1 protein-coding gene is annotated in these 745 nt (G+C 35.2%); it reads right to left on the minus strand.

From position 1 onward, the window contains the following. The coding region (locus WKU26_RS12610) for a sulfatase-like hydrolase/transferase (RefSeq protein WP_340322308.1) at positions 1 to 363 on the minus strand (363 nt) is incomplete at its 3' end. Positions 364 to 745 lie beyond the last annotated feature (382 nt).

The raw sequence follows: 745 nt of genomic DNA on the forward strand, positions 1-745 counted from the left end.
TGGCTGTGACTGGATATGCCATTTACCTACCAAACCGGTATGATAACCTGCTTGCTGCAAAGTAGTAGCCAACGTAGGAATAGAAGTATCCAAAGAATCACTTAAGGTATACAATCCATTACGATGGCTATACAATCCGGTGAGAATACTTGCCCGACTGGGAGCTGAAATGGAATTGGTACAAAAACAATTATCCAAAACTACTCCTTCGGAAGCCAAACGCTTGATATTCTCATTCTTCACATAATCGGCCAATACACCACCATAGATTCCCCATGCCTGTGAGGTATGATCATCACTTAAAATAAACAGAATATTAGGACGTTGTTCTGGGGATTCCGCCCCTTGTTGTTGCGCCAGCATACTTCCAGAAGGAACAAGAGCCAGCATGTTTAATACAGATAAGGTTTTAAGATTCATATTTTTAGATTGTTAGTTTTCATAGTTTAAATAAAGGGGTTCCTCCCCTTCAGAAAATCTCACTTTTACACAGCCTATGTGCTTCTTGCATTATACAGAAAGCAAAGTTAAAAGAAAATTATCATTAGTCATGATATATATACAATAAAAACGTATTCTTCAGTAATAAAAATAAAAAAGGCTGACACTATAAAAGTAGTCAGCCTTTCATCTTTAACTTAATTAAAACCAAGTATAAACAAAAACATACAATTGGTATTATTTATTAATACACACATTGTATCACCTAAGCTCTAATCTTTATCAATAATATTCTTTCAAGACC

The sequence above is a fragment of the Phocaeicola sp. HCN-40430 genome (genome assembly GCF_037890285.1).
Taxonomy (GTDB): domain Bacteria; phylum Bacteroidota; class Bacteroidia; order Bacteroidales; family Bacteroidaceae; genus Phocaeicola; species Phocaeicola acetigenes.